Origin of the sequence: Pseudomonas sp. PH1b (assembly GCF_000633395.1) — a bacterium.
In the GTDB taxonomy this organism is placed as follows: Bacteria; Pseudomonadota; Gammaproteobacteria; order Pseudomonadales; family Pseudomonadaceae; genus Aquipseudomonas.
Map to the genome: position 1 here is coordinate 47,700 of NZ_AYMU01000003.1, position 19,211 is coordinate 66,910.

Genomic DNA, 19,211 nt, shown 5'->3' on the forward strand with positions numbered 1-19,211 from the left:
AAATTTGACGATTTTTTCTGGTTTGCCGCTCTACATTTGCCATCGGACGCACATGCAAATGATTCCCATTAGGTGACAGCATTACGAGTCATCCCGATTGATTCCATGCGCCGTCCCTTCCTTCGAACAATAACCGCGCAGGAGCTGCACCCCGATGACTGTCCGTCTCTCTTCCCTGTTCAAACGCGCACTGCTGGCCACGGCGTTGCTGGCGGCTGGCCACGCCTACGCCGCCTCCGATGGCATCCTGGTGTACAACGCCCAGCACGAGGGCCTGACCAAGGCCTGGGTCGAAGGGTTCACCCAGGCCACCGGAATCCAGGTCACCCTGCGCAACGGCGATGACAGCGAAATGGGCAACCAGCTGGTGCAAGAAGGCGCCGCCTCCCCCGCGGATGTATTCCTCACCGAGAACTCACCGGCCATGGCCCTGGTGGACAACGCCGGGCTGTTGGCCAGCGTCGCCCCCACGACCCTGGAGCAGGTAGGGGCGGCCTACCGCCCGGCCCAGGGGCACTGGATCGGGATTGCCGCCCGCTCCACGGTGCTGGTCTACAACCCGGCCAAGTTGAACCAGGCCCAGTTGCCAGGCTCGCTGATGGACCTTGCCGCCGCCAACTGGAAAGGCCGCTGGGCCGCCTCGCCGGCCGGCGCCGACTTCCAGGCGATTGTCAGCGCCGTGCTGGAGCTCAAGGGCGAAGCCGCCACCCTGGAATGGCTCAAGGGCCTGAAAGCCAATGCCAGCTTCTATCGTGGCAACAGCGCCGTGCTCAAGGCGGTCAATGCCGGGCAGGTGGACAGTGGGGTGATCTATCACTACTACAGCTTCGTCGATCAGGCCAAGACCGGCGAAAACAGCAAGAACACCGCCCTGCACTACTTCAAGCACCAGGACCCGGGGGCTTTTGTCAGCCTGTCCGGCGGCGCGGTACTGGCTTCCAGCCGCCACCAGGAACAGGCCCAGGCCTTCCTCAAGTGGATCACTGGCCCTAAAGGGCAGGAAGTGCTCAAGAACGGCCACTCATTCGAATATGCCGTGGGCAATGGCGCTCAATCCAACCCCAAGCTGGTGCCCCTGGCAGAACTCGATGCGCCCAAGGTCGAGGCCAGCAAACTCAACAGCAAGAAGGCAGTGGACCTGATGACCCAGGCCGGAATCCTCTGAGCCATGGCCGACGACTTGTCCCTGGCACCCACGGCCGCCGTGGCCCCGACCAGCTGCACGCCCCTGCCCGGCTATCGCCGCCGATCTCCGGGCAGCCGATCGGCTTCCTGGTTGCTGGGGGCGGCGCTGTTGGTGTCACTGCTGGCCTTGCTGCCCCTGGGGTTTGTCGTCGGCGTGTCGATCCAGACCGGCTGGGCGACCATCGTCCAGCTGGTGTTCCGGCCACGGGTCGCCGAGCTGCTGGGCAATACCTTGTTGCTGCTGGTTCTGACCCTGCCGCTGTGTGTGCTCCTGGGCGTGGCCCTGGCCTGGCTCACCGAGCGCAGCGACCTGCCCGGGCGGCGAACCTGGTCCCTGCTGGCGGTGGCACCCATGGCGGTGCCGGCGTTCGTCCACAGCTACGCCTGGGTCAGCCTGGTGCCTGCCCTGCACGGCCTGCCCGCCGCGGTGCTGGTGTCGGTGATCGCCTATTTCCCCTTTGTCTATTTGCCCGTCGCCGCCTCGCTGCGCCGGCTCGACCCGGCCCTCGAGGATGTCGCCGAATCCCTCGGGCTCAAGCCCTGGCAGCTGTTGCTGCGGGTGGTGCTGCCGCAGTTGCGCCTGGCCATCGCCGGCGGCGCGCTCCTGGTGGGCCTGCACCTGCTGGCCGAGTACGGCCTGTACGCAATGATTCGCTTCGATACCTTCACCACCGCCATCTACGATCAGTTCCAGTCCACCTACAACGGTGCGGCGGCGAACATGCTGGCGGGTGTCCTGGTGCTCTGCTGCCTGCTGCTGTTGTGGGCCGAGTCCGCCAGCCGGGGCCGGGCGCGCTATGCCCGGGTTGGCTCCGGCAGCCCGCGAGCGCAACGGCTGCAGGCCTTGCGTGGCGCTGCCCGCTACGGCGCATGGCTGTTGCCGTTGCTCACCACGGCCCTGGCGCTGGGGGTGCCACTGCTGACCCTGGGCCACTGGCTACTGGCCGCGGGCATTGCCCCCTGGCAAGCACCGGAGTTGCTGCCCAGCCTGCGCCAGACCCTGGAGCTGGCTGCGCTCGGGGCACTGCTGACCACCTGCGCCGCGGTGCCCGTGGCCTGGCTGTCGATCCGAATGCCCGGGCCCTTGCTGCGCCTGCTGGAAAGCTGCAACTACATCGCCAGTTCCCTGCCGGGCATCGTGGTCGCACTGGCCCTGGTGACCCTCACGGTGAAGCTGGCCCGCCCCATCTATCAAACCAGCATCAGCTTGTTTCTGGCCTATGCCTTGATGTTCCTGCCCCGGGCCCTGGTCAGCTTGCGGGCAGGTATCGCCCAGGCCCCGGTGGAACTGGAAAACATCGCCCGCAGCCTTGGCCGCTCGCCGCTGCAGGCGCTGTGGCGCGTCACCCTGCGCCTGGCCGCGCCAGGAGCGGCCGCCGGCGCGGCCCTGGTGTTTCTGGCCATCAGCAATGAGCTGACCGCCACCCTGTTCCTGGCCCCCAACGGCACTCGCACCCTGGCCACCGGCTTCTGGGCCATGACCAGCGAAATCGACTACGCCGCGGCAGCGCCCTATGCCCTGCTGATGATCCTGCTCTCACTGCCGTTGACCGGCCTTCTCTACCACCAATCCAGAGTGACGGCGGGCCGATGAATACCCTTGAACTACAGGCATTGCACAAATCCTTTGGCGGCTTCAGCGCCTTGTCCGATATCAGTCTCAGTGTCCCGGCCGGCAGCCGTACGGCGATTGTCGGCCCCTCCGGCTCAGGCAAGACCACCTTGCTGCGGATGATCGCCGGGTTCGAGTTTCCCGACAGCGGACGCATCACCCTCAACGGCCAGGTACTGGTGGATGGACAGGGAGCGGTGCCGGCCCATCAACGCCTGATCGGCTATGTCCCCCAGGACGGCGCGCTGTTTCCACACTTGAGCGTGGCGGACAATATCGGCTTCGGTCTGGCGGGCAAGCAGGCGGACAAACAGCCACGGATCGCCGAGTTGCTGGACAGGGTCGCCCTGGATGCCCGCCTGGCAACGCGCTGGCCCCATGAGCTGTCCGGCGGCCAGCAGCAGCGAGTGGCCCTGGCCCGGGCGCTGGCCCAGCGCCCGCGGCTGATGTTGCTGGACGAGCCTTTTTCCGCCCTGGACACCGGCCTGCGGGCTGCGATGCGCAAGACCGTGGCCCGCCTGCTGGCGGACGCCGGAGTCACCACCTTGCTGGTCACCCACGATCAGGCCGAGGCCCTGTCCTTCGCCGACCAGTTGGCGGTGATGCGCCAGGGGCGGCTGATCCAGGCCGGCGCGCCGCTGGACCTGTATCGCCACCCCCTGGATGCGCAGACCGCACTGTTTCTCGGCGACGCCGTGCTGCTGCCCGCGCGGCTCGCCAACGGCCTGGCCCATTGCGACCTGGGTCAGGTGCCCATCGGCGATCACTCGCTCAAGGGACCGGCACAGATCATGCTGCGCCCGGAACAGCTGCAACTGCGCACCGATGCCCCGGCTAGCGGGGGCGACGCCGGCTGCGCAGGGGTGGTCAGCGACTGTGATTTTGCCGGCAACACCTGCACCCTGAGCATCAGCGTCGCCGCCGTCGATGGCAGCCAACACCGGCTACCGGTACGCAGTTCCGGGTTGTATGCCCCGAAGGTCGGCAGCCGGGTATGGATCTCGACCCGGGGCCATGCCCATGTCCTGGGAGCGTCGCCGGGGGCATCAGCGTCCTCGTTGACCTGAGACCTTGGCCGGTGGCGCATTCAGTCCGATACTGACGCAGCATCCGCGGCCCGCAGGCGCCCCCGGCGTTACCTTGAACAAGGATTGATCGATGACGAATCCTGCCAGCGAAGCAGACGAATACTTGATGATGCAGGCCGCGCACTGGTGCCTGCGCCTGCGGGAAGCCGATTGCACCGTCGACGAGCGGCGGGCCTTCGAAGACTGGCTGCAGAGCGACCCGAGCCATGCCTTCGAGTACGCGAAAATGCTCGAAGCCTGGGACCTCGCAGGACAATTGTCCCCCACCCTGCCGGCCCCCTGAGGCGGTCACAGGTCGAAACGGTCGACGGCTCGGCGGCGCTCGTTGTCATCGCGCAGGTCGTAACTGGCGGTGGTCTGGATGTTGCTGTGGTGCGCCAGTTTCTGGGCGATCGACAGGTCGTGCTCCTCGATCACCCGGGTAATGAACGAACGACGGAAATCGTGAGGCATGATCCGCACGCCGACCTCGGCCCCGCGTTGCCGGGCAATGTAGTAGATGGCGTGCTTGGTAATGCGCTCGCGGGTGATGTGGCCGCCCCGACGGATCCGGTTGAACAGGAACGGGTCGTCTTCCTGGCCTGCGGGCAGGTGCGAGCGGCGCAGCTCCAGCCAGGCCTGCAATTTGTCGAAGGCCCAGGTGGGCGCGTACTTGATCAACTGGCGATTGCCCTTGGCCAGCACCTGCAGGCTGCGCTCGCTGAAGTCCACCTGGGCCAGGTCCAGGTTCACCGACTCGGACTTGCGCATGCCCGAGCCATAGAGCACCGCAATCAGCGCTGCATCGCGTACGCCCTGGGGGCGCGGGTCGGCAGCGCACCTGGCCATCAGTTCATGGATCAGGCCACGCTTGAGGTTGCGCCCACGGGCCAGGCGTGTGCCGCTGATGGCCTTGACCGAACGCATCTTCAACAGGTGGTCCTGGCTGATCAGGCTGGCGCGCCAGGCCTCGTTCATCACCCCGCGCAAGGCGTTGACGTACAGCGATGAGGTATTGGGCGCGTAACCGTCTGCGCGCAGGGTGGCCACCAGGGCCGTGACATGCTCGGGCTGCAACAGGTGCCAGGGAATCTCTTCGAGGTTCTGTTCGGCATAGCCCAGGCGGTCGGCGGTGTCCTGCAGCACGTAGCGCAGGGTCGACTGGCTGGAGGGGGCCAGCCGCTTCAGGTACAGGCTCAAAGGGTTGGGCGCGCCCAGGCTGGCGACGCGGTCATGGGTTCTGCACTGGGCAAGGTTGCACCGGGTAGCACCTTTGCGAGCTAAGAAAAATACTTTCGGTGGCCCCTTCAATCGCCATTGAAAACTGGTTACAAGAGTCGCCGCATCTGTGCACTTCGATAACTTTGGAAACAAACTGAACACTAGCTGTCTGGCTCGCAGAAAAACGGACTTTTACCTTATTTTTCATATTCGTTTCACATTTTTCGGCTTAATCTCAGCCCCCGACAGACAACCGTCCGAGTGCAGTTTTTTCTCAGGTTGCAAAGATAACACCTTGATCCACCTTTACTTTTAATAAACCTAGTCTTTACTGATTCGCTGCATGGAATGCCCTGTTGGCTCAATAACTGGATGCGCCTTGATGACTGCAAGACCTCCCCGCTTTCCATGAACTGTCTGTTCACCCGCACCACCCCGTATTCCGGCAATTAGCATTGTGTAAACCCGAGGTAACCATGAACCAGGCTTTCCTTCCTTTCTCGCGCCCGAGTATTGGCGAAGAAGAGATCGCTGCAGTGGAGCAGGTTCTGCGCTCCGGCTGGATCACCACCGGCCCGAAAAACCAGGAACTGGAACAGCACTTCGCCGAACGTGTCGGTGCCCGGCATGCCGTGGCGCTGTCCTCGGCCACCGGCGCCATGCACATCACCCTGCTGGCCTTGGGCATCGGCCCTGGCGACGAAGTCATCACCCCCTCGCAGACCTGGGTCTCCACGGCCAACATGATCTGCCTGCTGGGGGCCACCCCGGTGTTCGTCGACATCGACCCCGACACCCTGATGAGCGATGCGGCGACCATCGAGGCCGCCATCACCCCGCGGACCAAGGCGATCATTCCGGTGCACTACGCCGGTGCCGCCTTCGACCTCGACCCGCTCTACGCCCTGGCAGCACAGCATGGCATCGCGGTGATCGAGGACGCGGCCCACGCCGCAGGCACCACCTACCGTGGGCGTGCCATTGGCGCCCAAGGCACGGCGATCTTCTCCTTCCACGCGATCAAGAACATGACCTGCGCCGAAGGCGCGATGTTCGTCAGCGATGACGAGGCCCTGGCCAACCGGGTGCGCATGCTCAAGTTCCATGGCCTGGGGGTGGACGCCTACGACCGCCTGACCCATGGCCGCAAACCCCAGGCCCAGGTGATCGAGCCCGGCTTCAAGTACAACCTGGCGGACATGAACGCGGCCATTGCCCTGGTGCAGTTGCAGCGGCTGGATGAAATCAACGCCAAGCGCGAAGTGCTGGCCCAGGCCTACCTGCAGCGCCTCGAAGGCTTGCCGGTGCAACCCCTGCTTCAACCCCGGTACCCGCAGCAGCATGCCTGGCACCTGTTCATCCTGCGCATCGACGCCGAACGCTGCGGCCTTGACCGCGACGCCTTCATGAAGGGCCTGCAGGAACAGAACATCGGCACCGGCATCCACTTCATTGCGACCCACCTGCATACCTATTACCGACAGCGCTTCCCTGAAGTGCATCTGCCTCATACCGAGTGGAACTCGGCGCGGCTATGCTCGATTCCACTGTTCCCGGACATGTCCCTCGACGACGTCGAGCGGGTCTCCGGTGCCATTGCCAACCTCCTGGACTGAAGCCTTTGAAACCTTATCCGATTCAGTTCGTGTCGATCGTCATTCCGGTCTACAACGAAGAACAGAGCCTCCCCGAGCTGTTGCGGCGCACCGAAGCGGCCTGCCGCCTGCTCAAGCATGATTTCGAGATCGTCCTGGTGGACGACGGCAGCCGCGACGAGTCGGCGAACATCCTGCAGGAAGCCGCCGAGCGCGAAAACAGCCCAGTGGTGGCGGTAATCCTCAACCGCAACTACGGCCAGCACGCGGCGATCATGGCCGGCTTCGAACAATGCCGTGGCGACGTGGTGATCACCCTCGACGCCGACCTGCAGAACCCGCCGGAAGAAATCCCGCGCCTGGTGGCCCAGGCCGAGCTGGGCTACGACGTGGTCGGCACGGTGCGCAACAACCGCCAGGACTCGGCCTTTCGCCGCTGGCCGTCGAAGCTGATCAACCTGGCCGTGCAGCGTTCCACCGGCGTCGCCATGAGCGACTACGGCTGCATGCTGCGGGCCTACCGCCGGACCATCATCGACGCGATGCTGGCCTGCACCGAGCGCAGCACCTTCATCCCGATCCTGGCCAACAGCTTTGCCCGGCACACCACCGAGGTGCTGGTGGAGCACGCCGAGCGCGAGCACGGCGACTCCAAGTACAGCCCGATGCGCCTGATCAACCTGATGTTCGACCTGATCACCTGCATGACCACCACGCCCCTGCGGCTGCTGAGCATCATCGGCTTCGGCATGGCCGGCCTCGGTGCGGTGTTCGCCCTGATGCTGATCGTCCTGCGGCTGATCTTCGGCGCCACCTGGGCCGGCGACGGCACCTTCGTGCTGTTCGCGGTGCTGTTCGTGTTCACCGGTGGCCAGTTCATCGGCATGGGCCTCTTGGGTGAATACCTGGGGCGCATGTACAGCGACGTGCGCGCCCGCCCACGCTTCTTCATTGAAAAAGTCTTGCGCAGCCAACCGGCGGCTCCGGCCCCGACTGTGACTGTCGACGGTTTAACTTCCACCCATACTGATCAGGTTTCGCCATGAGCAATAAAGCTATCGTCTTCGCCTACCACGACATCGGCTGTGCAGGCATCGAAGCCCTGCTCAACGCAGGTTATGAGATCGCCGCGGTGTTCACCCACGCCGACGACCCCAAGGAAAACACCTTCTACGGCTCGGTGGCCCAGCTCTGCGCACGCAAGGGCATTGCCGTGCACGCCCCGGAAGATGCCAACCACCCGCTGTGGATCGAGCGCATCGCCAAGCTCGACCCCGACTACCTGTTCTCCTTCTACTACCGCAACCTGCTGAGCGAGCCACTGCTGGCCACCGCGAAAAAGGGTGCGTTCAACCTGCACGGCTCGCTGCTGCCGCACTACCGTGGCCGCGCACCGGCCAACTGGGTGCTGGTCAAGGGCGAAACCGAAACCGGCGTGACCCTGCACCGCATGGTCAAGCGCGCCGACGCCGGCGCCATCATTGCCCAGCAACGGGTCGCCATCGAGCGCAGCGACACCGCGCTGACCCTGCACCACAAACTGCGTGACGCCGCCGCCAGCCTGCTGCGCGACACCCTGCCGGCACTGGCCCAGGGCAAGATCACCGAGACCGCCCAGGACGAATCCAAGGCCAGCTATTTCGGTCGTCGCACCGCAGCGGACGGCAAGATCGACTGGCAGCGCCCGGCCGAAGAACTGTTCAACCTGGTACGTGCCGTCACCCAGCCGTACCCGGGCGCCTTCTGCGCCGTGGGCGAGCACAAGCTGATCGTCTGGAGCGCCGAAGTCGCCAAGGGCAATGAAGGCCAGGCCCCGGGCCGGGTCATCAGCGTCGACCCGCTGCGCATCGCTTGCGGCGAAGATTCCCTGGTCATCACCTCGGGCCAGCGCAATGCCAACGGCCTGTACCTGGGCGGCCCGCAACTGGCCAATGAACTGGGCCTGGTGGACGGCTCGATCCTGCGCGGTGCGGAGTCCGGCCGTAAACCACGTCGCACCCGGGTACTGATCCTCGGCGTCAACGGCTTTATCGGCAACCACCTGTCCGAGCGCCTGCTGCGTGACGACAAGTACGACGTCTACGGCCTGGACATCGGCTCCGACGCCATCGAACGCCTGCGCAGCCACCCCAACTTCCACTTCGTCGAAGGCGATATCAGCATTCACTCCGAGTGGATCGAATACCACATCAAGAAGTGCGACGTGGTCCTGCCGCTGGTGGCCATCGCCACCCCGATCGAATACACCCGCAACCCACTGCGCGTGTTCGAACTGGACTTCGAGGAAAACCTCAAGCTGGTGCGCTACTGCGTCAAGTACAACAAGCGGGTGATCTTCCCGTCGACCTCGGAAGTCTATGGCATGTGCCAGGACAAGAACTTCGACGAAGACACCTCCAACCTGATCGTCGGCCCGATCAACAAGCAGCGCTGGATCTACTCGGTGTCCAAGCAGTTGCTGGACCGGGTGATCTGGGCCTACGGCGCCAAGGGCCTGAACTTCACCCTGTTCCGTCCGTTCAACTGGATGGGCCCGCGCCTGGACCGTCTGGATTCGGCACGCATCGGCAGCTCCCGGGCCATCACCCAGTTGATCCTCAACCTGGTGGAAGGTACGCCGATCCGTCTGTTCGACGGTGGCGAGCAGAAGCGCTGCTTCACCGACATCGCCGACGGCATCGAAGCCCTGGCGCGCATCGTCGACAACGACAATGACTGCTGCAACGGCCAGATCGTCAACATCGGCAACCCGGACAACGAAGCCAGCATCCGCCAGCTGGGCGAAGAGCTGCTGCGTCAGTTCGAAGCCCACCCGCTGCGCAGCAACTTCCCGCCGTTCGCTGGTTTCCGCGACGTCGAAAGCAAGGCCTTCTACGGCGCCGGCTACCAGGACGTGGAACACCGCAAGCCAAGCATCGACAACGCCAAGCGCCTGCTGAACTGGGAGCCGACCGTGGAAATGAGCGAAACCATCGGTAATACCCTGGACTTCTTCCTGCGTGAAGCCATGCTGGAAATCGCCGATCGCGCCAAGAAAGAAGCACGCTGATGCAGGCAGGTCTGCGCATTGATGTCGATACCTACCGCGGCACCCGGGAGGGGGTGCCACGGCTGCTCGAAACGCTGGATGAGGCCGGGGTCAAGGCGACCTTCTTCTTCAGCGTCGGGCCGGACAACATGGGGCGCCACCTGTGGCGCCTGATCCGTCCGCAGTTCCTCTGGAAAATGCTGCGGTCCAATGCCGCGGGCCTGTACGGCTGGGACATTCTCCTGGCCGGCACTGCCTGGCCGGGCAAACCCATAGGCCGGGACCTGGGGCACTTGATGCGCCAGACCCTGGCCGCCGGCCATGAAGTCGGCCTGCACGCCTGGGATCACCACGGCTGGCAGGCCAATACCGGGCGTTGGAGCCAGGCACAACTGATCGAACAGATCCGCCTGGGCGTCGACTGCCTCAACGATATTCTCGGGCAAGCGGTGAGCTGCTCGGCGTCCGCCGGTTGGCGCGCCGATGAACGCGTCATCGAGGCCAAGCAACAATTCGGCTTTCGCTACAACAGCGATTGCCGCGGCCAGAGCCTGTTCCAGCCGCGCCTGGCGGACGGCAGCCTGGGCGCACCACAGATTCCGGTGGACCTGCCGACCTTCGACGAAGTGGTCGGGCCGGTGGTGGCCGCCAATGATTTCAACCGCTTCATCCTTGACCGGTTCAGCCCGGACAAACTCAACGTCTATACGGTGCATGCCGAAGTAGAAGGGATTCTCATGGCCAATGATTTCCGCCAGCTGCTGGCCAGTGCCAAGCAGCGCGACATCCACTTCCAGCCCCTGGGGGACCTGCTCCCGGCCAACCCTGCCAGCCTGCCTGTTGGCCAGGTGGTGCGCGGCGCCCTGGAAGGCCGCGAAGGCTGGCTGGGAGTGCAAGGCACATGACCAGACGTTGGGCCCTGCCGCTGTTGCTGATCGCTTTCGGTCTGTTCTACCTGTTGCCCATGGCCACCCACGGCCTGTGGATTCCCGATGAAACCCGCTACGCGCAGATCAGCCAGGAAATGCTCCTGAGCGGCCACTGGGCGTCGCCGCATTTCATGGGCATCCGCTATTTCGAGAAACCCGTGGCCGGCTACTGGATGATGGCCATCGGGCAGGCGCTGTTTGGCGACAACCTGTTCGGCGTGCGCGTGGCCTCGGCCCTGAGCACCGGCCTCAGCGTGATCCTGGTGTACCTGCTGGCCCGGCGCCTGTGGAACGATCCACGCAAGAGCCTGGCCTGTGCCCTGCTCTACATGAGCTTCACCGTGGTCGCGCTGCTGGCCGGCTACGCCAACCTCGATCCGCAGTTCACCTTCTGGGTCAACCTGAGCCTGGTGGCGCTGTGGTTCACCTTCGACTGCCAGACCCGGCGCGGCCAGTTGATGGCCTGGGTGGTGCTGGGACTGGCCTGCGGCATGGGCTTCATGACCAAGGGTTTCCTTGCCTGGCTGCTGCCGGTACTGGTGGCCCTGCCCTATGCGATCTGGCAGAAGCGCTTGCGTGCGCTGCTGGTGTACGGCGGCATCGGTGTGCTGGTGGCGGTGCTCATCAGCCTGCCCTGGGCCCTGGCGGTGCATGCCCAGGAACCGGATTACTGGCGGTTCTTCTTCTGGCACGAACACATCCGCCGCTTCGCCGGTGACGATGCCCAGCACGCTTCGCCCTGGTGGTACTACCTGCCGCTGCTGGTGGGGTTCTGCGTGCCCTGGGTGCTGTTGCTGCCGGTCGGCCTCAAGCAGGCCTGGCAGGACCGACGCACTCCCGCTAGCGGTTTTCTGCTGCTGTGCCTGGTCCTGCCCCTGGCCTTCTTCAGCTTGAGCAAGGGCAAGCTGCCGGCCTATATCCTGCCGTGCCTGCTGCCGCTGGCGCTGTTGATGGGCAACGCCCTGATCGACCGCCTGGCCGCCGGCAAGACCCGGATCGTCAGCCTCAACGGGCTGCTCAATCTGCTGGTCGGGGTGCTGGCCCTGCTGGCCCTGGTGTACTTCCAGATGAAGAAGCCGGTGTTCGTCAACGAGCCGCAGCATCTGGTGCTGGTGTACGTGCTGCTACTGGGCTGGATCCTCAGCAACCTGCTGCAGGCCATGCGCCCCCTGACCCTGTGGGCCGCACCGGCCCTGGGCAGTTTCCTGCTGGTGGCCCTGGCCCCGGCGGCGTTGCCCAACTCGGTGGTCTACAACAAGATTCCCGACCAGTTCATCATCGATCACGTGGCCGAACTGGGGCAGGCCAAGGCGTTGCTGAGCAATGACCTGGGCGCGGCTTCGGCCCTGGCCTGGCGCCTGCGGCGTCCCGACGTGACCCTGTACAACACCTCCGGCGAGGTGAAATACGGCCTGGCCTATGCAGACTCGATCCAGCGCAAGGTCGACCTCAACCAGGTCCAGCCGTGGATCGCCGAAGCCCGCAAGCAGGGTTCCATCGGCGTGGTGATGCGGGTCAAGAGCAGTGACGAGATCCACGAAGTCGAACTGCTGCCCAAGGATGCCAAGCGCTACGAGCAAGGCAATATCGTGATCTTCATCATTCCCCAGAGCCAGCCATGAGCCTGGTGCTTCTACTCCTGGCCTGCGGGCTGACCTGCCTCGGCCAGGTGGCGCAGAAGTTCGCCGTGGAAAGCTGGCGCGACCAGCCGTCGAGCCTGCTGCACAAGCTGCGCTCGGGCTGGCTGTGGCTGGCCCTGTTCAGCCTCGGCCTGGGCCTGCTGGTGTGGCTGCTGGTGCTGCAACGGATGGAGGTGGGCGTGGCCTACCCGATGCTCAGCCTGAACTTCGTGTTGATTACCCTGATTGCCCGCTTCGTCTTCCACGAGCCCATCGACCGTCGCCATTGGTTCGGCGTGGCCCTGGTGATTGGCGGTGTGCTGCTGTTGAGTCGCCACGCATGAGCCGGGCCAAGGGATTCGCCTTCGCCCTGGGCAGCGTGGCCCTGGTCAGCGGCGCCCAGCTGGGCATGCGCTGGAGCATGACCCGCCTGCCCGCCCCGGATCAGTGGCTGGCGGCGCTGAGTGCCGGCAGCGTCGATCTCGCGGCCCTGGCGGTGGTCATCGCGGCCATCGGCGCCTATGCGCTGTCGATGCTCTGCTGGCTGCTGGCCCTGCGCGACCTGCCGCTGGGACGGGCCTATTCGTTGCTGAGCATCAGCTACGCCCTGGTCTACCTGCTGGCCGCCGGCCTGCCGCTGTTCAACGAACCGTTCACGCTTTCCAAAACCCTCGGGGTGGCCTTGGTCATCCTCGGGGTCATTACCATCAACTCTCGACCTGCACCCGCGACAAGTCCCAGGAATACCCCATGAAAATCAGCGTATTTGGAAGTGGTTACGTCGGCCTTGTACAAGCCGCCGTATTGGCTGAAGTCGGCCACGATGTCATCTGCATGGACATCGATGAGCAAAAGGTCAAACAGCTGCAACAGGGGCATGTGAGCATCTTCGAGCCCGGGCTCGCGAGCCTGGTGAAGGAAAACCTCGAGGCCAAGCGCCTGCACTTCACCAGCGATGAAAAACTCGCGGTGCAGCACGGCCAGGTGCTGTTCATCGCCGTCGGCACGCCGTCCAGCGAAGACGGCTCGGCGGACCTGCGCTACGTGCTGTCGGTGGGCGATGCGGTGGCCCGCCACCGCGAGCAGCCGGCGATCCTGGTGGAAAAATCCACCGTACCGGTGGGCACTGGCGATACCTTGAAGGCGCACATCGAAAAGGCCCTCGACGGCCGTGCGCTGCAATTCGATATCGTCTCCAACCCGGAATTCCTCAAGGAAGGCTCGGCCGTCAGCGACTGCCGCCGTCCGGACCGGATCATCATCGGCTGCGAGCGCGAGGAAGTGCGTGAGGTGATGCGCGACCTGTATGCGCCATTCAACCGCAACCACGACCGCATCATGTTCATGGACCTGCGCAGCGCCGAGCTGACCAAATACGCGGCCAACTGCATGCTGGCCACCAAGATCAGCTTCATCAACCAGATCGCCGAGCTGGCCGAGCATCTGGGCGCGGACATCGAATCGGTGCGCCTGGGCATCGGTGCCGACTCACGCATCGGCTATCACTTCATCTACCCGGGCTGCGGCTACGGCGGCTCGTGCTTTCCCAAGGACATGCGCGCCCTGATCCACAGTGCCCAGGAGGCCCACTGCTCGAGCGACCTTTTGCAAGCGGTGGAAGCCATCAACGAACGGCAGAAACACAAGCTGTTCGAGCGCATCAACGCCTTCTACAAGGGCGACCTCGCGGGCAAGACCTTCGCCGTCTGGGGCCTGGCGTTCAAGCCCAACACCGACGACATGCGTGATGCGCCGAGCCGGGTGCTGCTCGATGCCTTGTTCGCCGCCGGGGCCGAAGTCCGTGCCTTCGACCCGGAAGCCATGCAGGAAACCCAAAAGCTCTACCCGGACGAATCGAAGCTGATGCTCATGGGCACTCCGGAATCAGTGCTGGTGGGTGCCGACGCACTGATCATCTGCACCGAGTGGCAGCAGTTCAAGGCGCCGGATTTCGACTTGATCGAGCAGCGCCTGAAATCCCCGGTGATCTTCGACGGGCGCAACCTGTACGACGCCGAACGCCTGGCGCGCAATGGCTTCACCTACTTCCCGATCGGTCGCGGTGAATCGCGCAACCTGCCGATTCCTCACCAGCAGTGGACTCCCGAGGCCTGAATGAACACCTCCCCCAGCTCCCCTTCGAACACACTTCTCTGGCAATCGTTGGGGCTGGGGCTGTTGGCCTTGCTGCTGTTCTGCGCCGGTGCCGACCATCAGTCGGCGATCGGCTTCGATTCGCGCTTCGTGCTCTTTGCCAAGGAAATGCTGCGCCACGGGCCGGGGTTCTTCCCCACCACCTATGGCCAGCCCTATGCCGACTATTCCAGCGCCTCGACCCTGCTGGTCTGGCTGTTCTCCCTGCCTTCGGGCCAGGTCAGCAGTCTTAGCGCCTGGTTGCCCACGGCCATCGCCTCGGCCTTGATCGTCAGCCTGGTCTATCGCCTGTTGGCCCCCTATTCCCGGACCTGGGCGCTGTTGAGCATTGCCTTGCTCCTGCTCAGCAACACCTTCATCAGCGAAACCCGCGCCGTGTCCCTGGACCAGATGCTCGCCGCGGTGTCCCTGGCGGTGTTCTACCTGGGTTATGCCCATGACCACTTCGGCGCTCCACGGCGCCTGGGCTGGATCTTCCTCCTGCTGCTCCTGGGTTTTGCCATTCGCGGGCCCATCGGCTTGGTGATCCCCACCGGCATGCTGTGCAGCTACTACCTGATGGCCGGCCAGTGGCGGCGCCTGTTCAGCGTCGGTTTCAGTGCCCTGTTGCTGTTAGGTGCCTGCGTTGCCTTGTTGCTCTGGCTGGCCAAACTCAGCGGCGGCCAGGTTTTTGTCGACGATGTGATCCGCATGCAGTTCATGGGCCGCATGGATGGCAGCGAAGGCTCCAGCGGGGTGTTCTATTACTTCACCAGTTCCCTGGGCAATTACGCCCTGGCCTACCCGCTGGCGATCCTCACGTGGATCGTGGTGTTGCTGAAGCGCCCAGGCCAACCCAGCCCGGCCTTGAACCTGCTGCGCCTGTGCACTGCCGCCGGCCTGGTGGTGATGATCGGCCTGTCGATTCCCCAGGCGAAAAAGGCCCGTTACCTGCTGCCGATGCTGCCCATGGCGGCAATCATTGCAGCCTATCCGTTCCAGGCCGGCCGAGAGCGCCTCATGGGCTGGCTGCGCGGGTTGATCCAGGGCTTGTGGCTGTTGCTGCCAGGGCTGCTGATCATCGGCCTGATAGTGTTGCGCCGCAGGTTTCCCGAGCACCTGAGCGACCTCACCCCAATGCTGCTGATACTGGGCCTGTTGCAACTGCTGTCCCTGGGGCTGCTGTGCAAACGCCAGTGGCGCGCCGTGGGCCTGGCCTACAGTGCGGTGGCGGCGGTCTGGGCCTGTTACATCGGGGTGTTCGAGCCGGTGGAGCACCAGCTCTATGACACTCGGGCATTCAGCCACGCGGCCATGCAATTGATCGAAGCGGACCCGGCGCCGGTGGTCCTGCACCGCATGGGCAAGGATGCCAAGGCGATCAAGTTCATGGTCAACCTGGACCGCGACCTGCAACCGCAGTTCACCGACCAGCCGGCAGCCCTGGCCCAGGTCCCGGGGCCGGCCTGGGTGATCCTCGACCAGAGCGACCTGCCGAGCCTGCAGGGCACGCCCCTGGCACAGCTGGCCCCGGTACTCAGCGGGCGTTTCGACAAGAACGACTTCATCCTCCTGCACCTGCCCAAGACCAGCGCTGCGCAACCCTGAAACCGTTGCGCGGCCCCCCGCCCGCTCCTTACACTCGCGCCCATGACCATTCAGATTCGTCGGGCGCAGGAGCCCGATGCGGCCTTTCTTCCCGCAATTGAAACCTCGGCTGCCGAGCTGTTCCGCCTGGACCCGGAACTGGCCTGGCTGGCCGAGGCCGAAGTGGCGGACGCCGCCAGCCATCAGGACAACATCCAGCGCCACCCCGTCTGGGTCGCAGTGACCGCTGACAACCAGCGCTGCGGCTTTCTCAACGCCCAGGTCTGTGATCGCGAACTGCATGTCTGGGAAATTTCCGTGGCCAGCCACCACCAGGGCCGGGGCATCGGCAGGCGCCTGCTGCAAGCGGCACGCAAATACGCCCGGCAGCAGCGACTGCAGGCCCTGACCCTGAGCACCTTCCGTGAGCTGCCATGGAACGAGCCGTTCTATCAGCGCCAGGGCTTCGTCACCCTGGAAGAATCACAACTGGACTCGCGCCTGCGCCGGGTCCTGGCCGATGAAGCGCGCCATGGTTTACCCGTGCAGCGGCGCTGCGCCATGCGCCTGAGTCTGTAGGGGCGCTTCACCCTGTAGCTGTCGCAGCAGCTGATGGTCAGCCAGGCCCGGCGGCAAGCCCTGGCCGCCCTGCTGGCCGGCAATGCCCTGTGGGGGATGCTGCAGCACCCGGTCGGGCGCCTGCTAAAACGCGAGCACCTGCGCCACTGAATCCTTGCCGGCTGCGGCCTGTTTATGCCCGGGCCGATCAGCGTCAGCCTGGTCGAGAGCCTGCTGGGCCGGTACCTGGCGATGGGGCTGTTGACCCTTGGCGAGATGATCATCTACCCGGCGCAATTCCTCTTCACCGACACCCTGGCCGGCGAAGCGTTGCGCGGCAGTTGCTACGGCGCGCAGAACCGGCGCCCTGAGCCCTATCATCTGTGGCGACCTGCTGACCCGCAGTGCACCACCGAACATGCTCCACGTCCTCGCCGGCCTGAGGGCCCTTGGGGGCTGCCAGTGCTACCGAAGCGCAAGCCGGGCGCAGCACAGGATCCAAAAATAATGCACTTAAGTAGCATTATTATGAATTTGTCAGGTGTTTGGTTCCTCGGCACACTGTGCCGGTTCCTCCCCCAAATGTTGGAACGTTCAAGGGCTTTCTGGTGATCCAGGCAAGCCCTTCTTTTTTCCCGCTCTCTGGAAATGGATCGTTGCTGCCGATGTTTGCCCGCTGGAAACCCGCCGCCATCAATACCCGCCCCCTGGAATGGAGTCGCGCCGCCATCGGCATGGCCCTGGGCACCCTGTTCAGTGTCTGGTTCTGCGCCCAGGTGTTCAGCATGCCGGTAGCGGTGCACCTGATCGGCCCCCTGGGGGCTTCAGCGGTGCTGCTGTTCGCGGTGTCCTCTGGGGCCTTGGCGCAGCCTTGGTCGATCCTCGGCGGCTACCTGTGCGCCGCCGTGGTCGCGCTGCTGGTGGCCCAACTGCTGGGACGAACCCTGGGCAGCGCCTGCCTGGCTGCCGGCATGGCTCTGGTGCTGATGTGCTGGCTGCGTTGCCTGCACCCACCGGCCGGGGCCCTGGCCCTGACCCTGGTGCTGGCGGACCCGGCCACCATGAGCCTGGAATGGCGCGAGCTGGGGCCGGTGATGCTGGCGGCCGCCAGCCTGCTGCTGTCTGCCCTGGCCTACAACAACCTGACGCGAATTCGCTACCCCAAGGGCCCCGGCGACCTCCCCGCCGTGCTGGCCTCCTCCCAGGCATCCGGTGACAGCCTGGCAATCACCGCCCAGGACCTGAAGCTGGCCCTGGCGGAGATGGAAGAGTTCTTCGATGTCACCCCCGAAGACCTGGAACAACTGATCCACGCCAGCGAGGTCCATGCCCGACGCCGCAGCATCGGCCAGGTGCTGTCCTCGCGCACCTGAGCCAGGCGCAGCCAGGGCCGCTTGAAAACCACCCAGGGCGCTCATGGTTCAACCGGTACTGGCGCTGGCGCCGTTGCTCAGCGTCGAGCAGCCGGCTGCTCAGACCATCGGCGACCAGCGCTGGGACCAGTCATTGTCGTGCTCGATCACGTCGCGCAGGACTGCAAAGGCCTGCTGCAACTGTTGTGAATCCCGCTCGCGGGCATACAGCAGGTAGGTGGGAAAGCTGAACTCCGGGGCTTTTTCCACCCGTTCCAGCACGCCGCTGTCCAGGTAGCTCTGTACCACCCGGGTGCGGAAATAGCCGCTGCCGCCGGCCTCGAGAATGAACTGCAGGGCCAGCGGTCCGAGGTTGAAGCCCACCGCTGCCCTGGCCTGTTCAGGAAGTGCCGCGTCGTGCTGGCGCCGAAAGCCTTCGCCCCAGTCGATGTACACATAGGGCTCGGGGCGGCCGGCCAGGCGCACCAGGATCAGCTTTTCCTCGAGCAGTTGCTCCACTTGCAGCCCGGGCGAGTACAGCGGCTGGAACACCAGTGCGGCGTCCAGCACGCCAAGTTCGAGCTGGCGCTGCAGGCTCGCGCCGTCGCCGATCTGGGTACGCAGCGCATGGTTGGGCAAGGCCTGGCGCAGGCGCCGCACCCAGTTGAGCATCAACGGATTGCACAGGCTCAGTTCGCCGCCGATGTGCAACACATTGCGGTAGCCCGCCAGCAGAGGCAGATCGCGCTGGGCCGCTTCCCAGGTTTGCACCAGCTGGTTGGCGTAGGTGATGAAAGCCTCGCCATCGGCAGTGGGCCGGGCGCCAGCGCGGTTGCGCACGAGCAACTTGCAGTTGAGCTGGCTCTCCAGGTTCTGCACCCGGGCGCTGATGGCGGTCTGGGTCAGGTGCAGGCGCTCGGCCGCAGCCACCAGGCTGCCGCTGCGGACGATTTCAAGGAAGGTACGGGCCAGTTCGATGTCCATGGTGCCTCGTCATTGGAAAGTCGAGCGCCATTGTAGCGGCGACGTTCACCAGCCGCGCCATTGAAGTGGCAATGAACAGAATGAGCGCTGCGGACCCACAACAATGAATAGCGTGGATAACAACTGGATAACGACGCCGTCATTTAACTGACAACTAACGAGTTGCAACTTTATTAAACGCCCGAGACAAACTTCCGAATAAAAAGATAACAATATTGAAACTATAAATCTTGAAACATTTAATCGCAGCGACCAACATATTTTTCACAAATCCTGCCTCGGCAAATGACATCTTTGATTCAAGGATTCTCGCCACTTCAAACTCGGACAATACAATCTGC

The 19,211-nt window shown here is 64.3% G+C and carries 18 protein-coding genes; 16 read left to right on the forward strand and 2 right to left on the reverse strand.

The window, feature by feature from the left end; genetic code table 11:
* Positions 1-154: 154 nt before the first annotated feature.
* The 4 genes from U873_RS0105775 to U873_RS0105790 all read left to right on the forward strand — a co-directional run bounded on the left by U873_RS0105775 (position 155) and on the right by U873_RS0105790 (position 4,168).
* Complete coding sequence (locus U873_RS0105775; protein WP_025127333.1) at positions 155-1,165, forward strand: iron ABC transporter substrate-binding protein; 1,011 nt, start codon at positions 155-157, stop codon at positions 1,163-1,165.
* A 3-nt stretch (positions 1,166-1,168) separates the two neighbouring features.
* Complete coding sequence (locus U873_RS0105780; RefSeq protein ID WP_025127334.1) at positions 1,169-2,779, forward strand: iron ABC transporter permease; 1,611 nt, start codon at positions 1,169-1,171, stop codon at positions 2,777-2,779.
* Positions 2,776-3,864, forward strand: a complete 1,089-nt coding sequence (locus U873_RS0105785; protein ID WP_025127335.1) for an ABC transporter ATP-binding protein — start codon at positions 2,776-2,778, stop codon at positions 3,862-3,864. Before U873_RS0105780 ends, U873_RS0105785 begins: the two co-directional genes overlap by 4 nt.
* Positions 3,865-3,955: 91 nt before the next feature.
* Positions 3,956-4,168 (forward strand): DUF4880 domain-containing protein, encoded by a 213-nt coding sequence (locus U873_RS0105790; RefSeq protein ID WP_025127336.1) that lies wholly within the window; start codon positions 3,956-3,958, stop codon positions 4,166-4,168.
* A 5-nt stretch (positions 4,169-4,173) separates the two neighbouring features.
* Here the strand turns inward: U873_RS0105790 and xerC are convergent, their stop codons facing one another.
* Complete coding sequence (gene xerC, locus U873_RS0105795; protein WP_029978178.1) at positions 4,174-5,082, reverse strand: tyrosine recombinase XerC; 909 nt, start codon at positions 5,080-5,082, stop codon at positions 4,174-4,176.
* 479 nt (positions 5,083-5,561) lie between these two features.
* On the opposite strand from xerC, the gene arnB reads away from it, so the two are divergent.
* From arnB to U873_RS0105860, 12 genes are all read left to right on the forward strand, one after another.
* Positions 5,562-6,701 (forward strand): UDP-4-amino-4-deoxy-L-arabinose aminotransferase, encoded by a 1,140-nt coding sequence (gene arnB / locus U873_RS0105800; RefSeq protein ID WP_025127338.1) that lies wholly within the window; start codon positions 5,562-5,564, stop codon positions 6,699-6,701.
* Positions 6,702-6,706: 5 nt separating this feature from the next.
* Entirely contained in the window at positions 6,707-7,726 is a 1,020-nt protein-coding gene (gene arnC, locus U873_RS0105805; RefSeq protein WP_025127339.1) for an undecaprenyl-phosphate 4-deoxy-4-formamido-L-arabinose transferase, read from the forward strand.
* The gene (gene arnA / locus U873_RS0105810; protein ID WP_025127340.1) at positions 7,723-9,729 is read left to right on the forward strand and encodes a bifunctional UDP-4-amino-4-deoxy-L-arabinose formyltransferase/UDP-glucuronic acid oxidase ArnA; all 2,007 of its coding nucleotides are present in this window, start codon (positions 7,723-7,725) and stop codon (positions 9,727-9,729) included. Before arnC ends, arnA begins: the two co-directional genes overlap by 4 nt.
* Positions 9,729-10,613 carry a 4-deoxy-4-formamido-L-arabinose-phosphoundecaprenol deformylase gene (gene arnD / locus U873_RS0105815; protein WP_025127341.1) on the forward strand — a complete coding sequence of 295 codons (885 nt, stop codon included), beginning with the start codon at positions 9,729-9,731 and terminating at the stop codon, positions 10,611-10,613. Before arnA ends, arnD begins: the two co-directional genes overlap by 1 nt.
* Positions 10,610-12,259, forward strand: coding sequence for a lipid IV(A) 4-amino-4-deoxy-L-arabinosyltransferase (arnT, locus tag U873_RS0105820; protein ID WP_025127342.1), 1,650 nt, complete (start codon positions 10,610-10,612; stop codon positions 12,257-12,259). The genes arnD and arnT overlap by 4 nt, the downstream gene beginning before the upstream one ends.
* A complete protein-coding gene (arnE, locus tag U873_RS0105825) occupies positions 12,256-12,600 on the forward strand; it encodes a 4-amino-4-deoxy-L-arabinose-phosphoundecaprenol flippase subunit ArnE (RefSeq protein ID WP_025127343.1) in 345 nt (114 codons plus the stop codon). Before arnT ends, arnE begins: the two co-directional genes overlap by 4 nt.
* On the forward strand, positions 12,597-13,010 hold the full coding sequence (gene arnF, locus U873_RS0105830; RefSeq protein ID WP_025127344.1) for a 4-amino-4-deoxy-L-arabinose-phosphoundecaprenol flippase subunit ArnF: 414 nt from the start codon (positions 12,597-12,599) through the stop codon (positions 13,008-13,010). The genes arnE and arnF overlap by 4 nt, the downstream gene beginning before the upstream one ends.
* Positions 13,007-14,371, forward strand: a complete 1,365-nt coding sequence (locus tag U873_RS0105835) for a UDP-glucose/GDP-mannose dehydrogenase family protein (protein WP_025127345.1) — start codon at positions 13,007-13,009, stop codon at positions 14,369-14,371. Before arnF ends, U873_RS0105835 begins: the two co-directional genes overlap by 4 nt.
* Positions 14,372-15,997, forward strand: coding sequence for a glycosyltransferase family 39 protein (locus tag U873_RS0105840; RefSeq protein ID WP_025127346.1), 1,626 nt, complete (start codon positions 14,372-14,374; stop codon positions 15,995-15,997).
* A 42-nt stretch (positions 15,998-16,039) separates the two neighbouring features.
* Complete coding sequence (locus tag U873_RS0105845; RefSeq protein ID WP_025127347.1) at positions 16,040-16,555, forward strand: GNAT family N-acetyltransferase; 516 nt, start codon at positions 16,040-16,042, stop codon at positions 16,553-16,555.
* A gap of 174 nt (positions 16,556-16,729) precedes the next feature.
* Positions 16,730-17,146 carry a hypothetical protein gene (locus tag U873_RS0105855; RefSeq protein WP_025127348.1) on the forward strand — a complete coding sequence of 139 codons (417 nt, stop codon included), beginning with the start codon at positions 16,730-16,732 and terminating at the stop codon, positions 17,144-17,146.
* Between the two features lie 53 nt (positions 17,147-17,199).
* Entirely contained in the window at positions 17,200-17,907 is a 708-nt protein-coding gene (locus tag U873_RS0105860; protein ID WP_025127349.1) for an HPP family protein, read from the forward strand.
* A 99-nt stretch (positions 17,908-18,006) separates the two neighbouring features.
* Here the strand turns inward: U873_RS0105860 and U873_RS0105865 are convergent, their stop codons facing one another.
* Positions 18,007-18,870, reverse strand: coding sequence for a LysR family transcriptional regulator (locus tag U873_RS0105865; protein WP_025127350.1), 864 nt, complete (start codon positions 18,868-18,870; stop codon positions 18,007-18,009).
* Positions 18,871-19,211: the final 341 nt, after the last annotated feature.

What these genes read in the sequence shown, in the direction of transcription:
- U873_RS0105775 (WP_025127333.1), top strand. Translation starts at nt 155, where the DNA reads ATGACTGTCCGTCTCTCTTCCCTGTTCAAACGCGCACTGCTGGCCACG.
- U873_RS0105780 (WP_025127334.1), top strand. Translation starts at nt 1,169, where the DNA reads ATGGCCGACGACTTGTCCCTGGCACCCACGGCCGCCGTGGCCCCGACC.
- U873_RS0105785 (WP_025127335.1), top strand. Translation starts at nt 2,776, where the DNA reads ATGAATACCCTTGAACTACAGGCATTGCACAAATCCTTTGGCGGCTTC.
- U873_RS0105790 (WP_025127336.1), top strand. Translation starts at nt 3,956, where the DNA reads ATGACGAATCCTGCCAGCGAAGCAGACGAATACTTGATGATGCAGGCC.
- arnB (WP_025127338.1), top strand. Translation starts at nt 5,562, where the DNA reads ATGAACCAGGCTTTCCTTCCTTTCTCGCGCCCGAGTATTGGCGAAGAA.
- arnA (WP_025127340.1), top strand. Translation starts at nt 7,723, where the DNA reads ATGAGCAATAAAGCTATCGTCTTCGCCTACCACGACATCGGCTGTGCA.
- arnD (WP_025127341.1), top strand. Translation starts at nt 9,729, where the DNA reads ATGCAGGCAGGTCTGCGCATTGATGTCGATACCTACCGCGGCACCCGG.
- arnT (WP_025127342.1), top strand. Translation starts at nt 10,610, where the DNA reads ATGACCAGACGTTGGGCCCTGCCGCTGTTGCTGATCGCTTTCGGTCTG.
- arnE (WP_025127343.1), top strand. Translation starts at nt 12,256, where the DNA reads ATGAGCCTGGTGCTTCTACTCCTGGCCTGCGGGCTGACCTGCCTCGGC.
- arnF (WP_025127344.1), top strand. Translation starts at nt 12,597, where the DNA reads ATGAGCCGGGCCAAGGGATTCGCCTTCGCCCTGGGCAGCGTGGCCCTG.
- U873_RS0105835 (WP_025127345.1), top strand. Translation starts at nt 13,007, where the DNA reads ATGAAAATCAGCGTATTTGGAAGTGGTTACGTCGGCCTTGTACAAGCC.
- U873_RS0105840 (WP_025127346.1), top strand. Translation starts at nt 14,372, where the DNA reads ATGAACACCTCCCCCAGCTCCCCTTCGAACACACTTCTCTGGCAATCG.
- U873_RS0105845 (WP_025127347.1), top strand. Translation starts at nt 16,040, where the DNA reads ATGACCATTCAGATTCGTCGGGCGCAGGAGCCCGATGCGGCCTTTCTT.
- U873_RS0105855 (WP_025127348.1), top strand. Translation starts at nt 16,730, where the DNA reads ATGCCCGGGCCGATCAGCGTCAGCCTGGTCGAGAGCCTGCTGGGCCGG.
- U873_RS0105860 (WP_025127349.1), top strand. Translation starts at nt 17,200, where the DNA reads ATGTTTGCCCGCTGGAAACCCGCCGCCATCAATACCCGCCCCCTGGAA.
- U873_RS0105865 (WP_025127350.1), bottom strand. Translation starts at nt 18,870, where the DNA reads ATGGACATCGAACTGGCCCGTACCTTCCTTGAAATCGTCCGCAGCGGC.